Here is a 3,806-nt window from a genome sequence, read left to right as displayed (position 1 = left end):
TCCATTTTTGCAGATATGATTTGGTGGACAATTTGATGCATTTACACATTCTGCGGCTTTTCTTCCGCCTGTAAGCATTGCTTTTTGAGAATATTTTGTCAATTCATTGACTCCTTGTAATTTGAGAATATTTTTTAACATGATTATTGATTTTAAATTCAATATAAAAGTAAATATTCTAATTTTCAGTTGTTTACGGTGAATCCGTAGTTTTGGTAGTGTATGGAGTCAATTAACATTTACAAGTTTATTTCAACGTTTATACACTTATTAATAAATTTAGTTTTACTTTTTTTATTTTTGTTTGTCTAAAGCCAATTTTATGAAAAAACAATACCTTCTATTTTTTGTCCTTATTATAACAGCACAATCTCTTTTCGCTCAAATTGTAAATATTCCTGATGCAAATTTTAAACTTGCTCTAACTACTTATTTTTCTTCTGATACAGATGGAGACATAATTGCAGATACAATAGTAGACACTAATGGTGATGGAGAAATACAACAAACCGAGGCAGAGGCTGTAGAAGTTCTAATTATTACTAACAGAAATATTTCATCTTTAGAAGGTATAGCATCTTTTACGAACTTAAAACATGTCCGATGTTTAAGTAATAATTTGACAAGTTTTGATATCTCTTCAAACTTATTATTAGAGGTTTTGGAATGTGGATATAATCAACTTACTAATTTGGATATATCTGCTAATATAAATCTTAAAAGATTAATTACTCACAATAATCAGATTTCAAATCTTGATGTGAGTTCCAATCCAAATCTTGAAGTGTTAATTGTAGATACGAATCAGTTATCAGCTCTTGATGTATCCACAAACTCTAATTTAATAGAACTTGATGCTGGCAGCAACAATTTATCTTCAATTGATTTATCATCAAATACGAATTTAGAGGCTGTTGAACTAGATGGAAACGGATTGACTAGTCTTGATGTTTCTATGAATATTAATCTGAAACGACTAAGGTTTACATATAATCAAATAACAAATCTTGATGTTTCGTCTAATCCTAGTTTAACTAGATTATTGTGTAATAACAATTTAATAACTAATTTAAACATCTCAAATAACCCAGAACTTATAACATTAAATTGTGGGTATAATCAGTTAACAAGTATAGATATTTCCTCTAGTGTAAATTTAGAAGTGCTAAGTTGTAGAAATAATAACTTGGCAAATATTAATGTTACAAATAATACTAATCTCAAAGAACTAGATTGTAGAAATAATATGCTTACTTTATTAGACGTATCTGCAAATACCATTCTCGAAGACTTAGATTGTCGAGATAACATCTTGACTCACATGGATGTTTCTACTAATCTTAATCTCATTTATTTTTGGGTTTTTAATAATCAATTGGAAACGCTGTACTTGAAAAATGGAAGTCATACAATCCAGTTTTTTAATTTTTCAAACAATCCAGCACTTCAATATATTTGTGCTGATGAAAACGAAATTTCAGTTATTCAAAATCTTGTAAATTCATATGGATATACTGATTGTGTCGTAAATAGTTATTGTTCTTTTTCTCCTGGCGGAACGTTATATACAGTTTCTGGAGAAGCAAAATTAGATACTAATGCTAATGGATGCGACATGAATGATCAAGCATTCCCAAATATTTCATTTTCCATTACAAATGGTTCCGATACAGGAATATTTACAGCCGATACTTCTGGTAATTATGAAATTCCACTAAGTGAAGGAACACATACGATTACACCACAACTAGAAAATTCAACATATTTTACAGTCAGCCCAACAAGTGTCTCAGTTGATTTTCCAACAGATGCGAGTCCAAATATTCAAGATTTTTGTATTACACCTAATGGTACTTATAATGATTTAGAAATCATTATTATTCCATTAGAAGAAGCGAGACCAGGATTTGACACAGAGTATAAAATCATATATAAGAACAAAGGAACCACAACCTTATCAGGAACAGTGAACTTACTGTTTGAGGATGATTTTATGGATGTTGTTTCTGCAAGTCCAACGGCAAATACACAAAATACAGGAAGTTTAAGCTGGAGTTATACAAATTTGGCGTCTTTTGAAACTAGAAGTATTGTCTATACGATGAACTTAAATACGCCAACCGACGCTAATTTTCCATTGAATGGTGATGATGAATTAAGCTTTACAGGAACAGTAACACCAACTGTATCTGATGAAACGCTAGAAGATAATGTGATTGTTTTAGAACAAATTGTAGTGAATTCATTCGATCCAAATGATAAAACTTGTTTAGAAGGAAATGAGATTACAACAGATAAAGTTGGAGATTTTGTACATTATTTGATACGTTTTGAAAATACAGGAACCGCAAGCGCCATCAATGTAGTTGTAAAAGATGATATAGATGCAGCAAATTATGATATTAGCACACTAAGTGTCATCGACGGAAGTCATGATTTTGTTACTAGAGTAGCTGGACAAAAAGTAGAATTTGTATTTGAAAATATCAATTTGCCTTTTGATGATGCGACGAATGATGGGTATGTATTGTTTAAGATAAAAACAAAATCTACTTTAGTGGCGAATGATACGTTTATGAATAAGGCTGAAATTTTCTTTGACTTCAATGCGCCAATTATTACAAATGATGAAATGACTACAGTTGCAGCTCCATTAAGTATTAATGAAATACTTTTAGATGCAACGATGGTAGTATTTCCTAAGCCAACAACGGAAACATTATTTATCTCAGCAGAAAACCCAATTCAGTCAATTGATTTGTATTCATTACAAGGAAAGTTAATTCTCTCCAAAAAAATCATTGGCAATCAAACAAATGTAAATATCTCAGTAAAATCACTTTCCAAAGGTTTGTATATTTTAAAAGCAACGTCAACGAAAGGTGTTTTTATTGATAAAATCATCAAGCAGTAAAGAAAATTTAAAATTCGTCTTCTTGAATCAAATTCGATTTGACGAAATCACAATTTTTAAACAGAATAAGAAACTAAAAAACCACGCTTTTTCAGCGTGGTTTTTATATATATCGTGAATTGATTATTACTCAGCCATCGTATGATATACATTTTGTACATCATCATCTTCTTCAAGCTTTTCTAACAATTTTTCAATGTCTGCTGTCTGTTCTTCATTTAAAGGTTTGCTAACTTGCGGAATGCGCTCAAAACCAGAAGATAAAATTTCAATTTCTCTAGTTTCCAACTCTTTCTGAATGTTTCCGTAGCTTCCAAACGGTCCGTATAATAAAATACCATCATCGTCTGCAAACACTTCTTCTACACCAAAATCAATGAATTCTAATTCTAACTCTTCCGGATCTTGTCCATCTGACGGAATTCGGAAGTTACACGTATGATCAAACATAAATTCAACCGAACCTTGTGTTCCTAAATTTCCATCACATTTATTAAAATAGCTACGTACGTTTGCTACAGTTCTGTTATTATTATCGGTTGCAGTTTCCACTAAAATAGCAATTCCGTGCGGTCCATAACCTTCAAATAATACTTCTTTATAATTATCGGTATTTTTATCAGAAGCCTTTTTAATAGCGCGCTCAACATTATCTTTTGGCATGTTGGCAGCTTTTGCATTCTGAATTACGGCACGCAACCTAGAATTGGTTTCAGGGTTTGGTCCGCCTTCCTTAACAGCCATCACAATGTCTTTACCAATACGTGTAAAGGTTTTTGCCATTGCTGACCAACGTTTCATTTTTCGTGCTTTTCTAAATTCAAATGCTCTTCCCATGCTGCGAGTTCTTTTTATTTTTACAAATATATATGTTGTATTATTCTTTTGGAAT

At 31.2% G+C, this 3,806-nt stretch carries 2 protein-coding genes; one reads left to right on the top strand and one right to left on the bottom strand.

Going from position 1 to position 3,806, the window contains the following annotated elements; genetic code table 11:
• The first annotated feature begins 322 nt into the window (after positions 1-322).
• Positions 323-2,914, top strand: a complete 2,592-nt coding sequence (locus AB8B65_RS20175; RefSeq protein ID WP_405303086.1) for a T9SS type A sorting domain-containing protein — start codon at positions 323-325, stop codon at positions 2,912-2,914.
• A 126-nt stretch (positions 2,915-3,040) separates the two neighbouring features.
• On the opposite strand, the gene AB8B65_RS20170 is transcribed toward AB8B65_RS20175, so the two are convergent.
• Entirely contained in the window at positions 3,041-3,751 is a 711-nt protein-coding gene (locus tag AB8B65_RS20170) for a YebC/PmpR family DNA-binding transcriptional regulator (RefSeq protein WP_405303087.1), read from the bottom strand.
• Positions 3,752-3,806: the final 55 nt, after the last annotated feature.

It is taken from the genome of Kordia sp., assembly GCF_045105435.1.
Taxonomy (GTDB): domain Bacteria; phylum Bacteroidota; class Bacteroidia; order Flavobacteriales; family Flavobacteriaceae; genus Kordia.
Note: the sequence above shows the minus strand (reverse complement) of the source record. Positions and strands in the feature narration are given on the sequence as shown.

Bases quoted from the DNA above. Each gene is read 5' to 3' on its own strand.
- AB8B65_RS20175 (WP_405303086.1), top strand. From the start codon at position 323: ATGAAAAAACAATACCTTCTATTTTTTGTCCTTATTATAACAGCACAA.
- AB8B65_RS20170 (WP_405303087.1), bottom strand. From the start codon at position 3,751: ATGGGAAGAGCATTTGAATTTAGAAAAGCACGAAAAATGAAACGTTGG.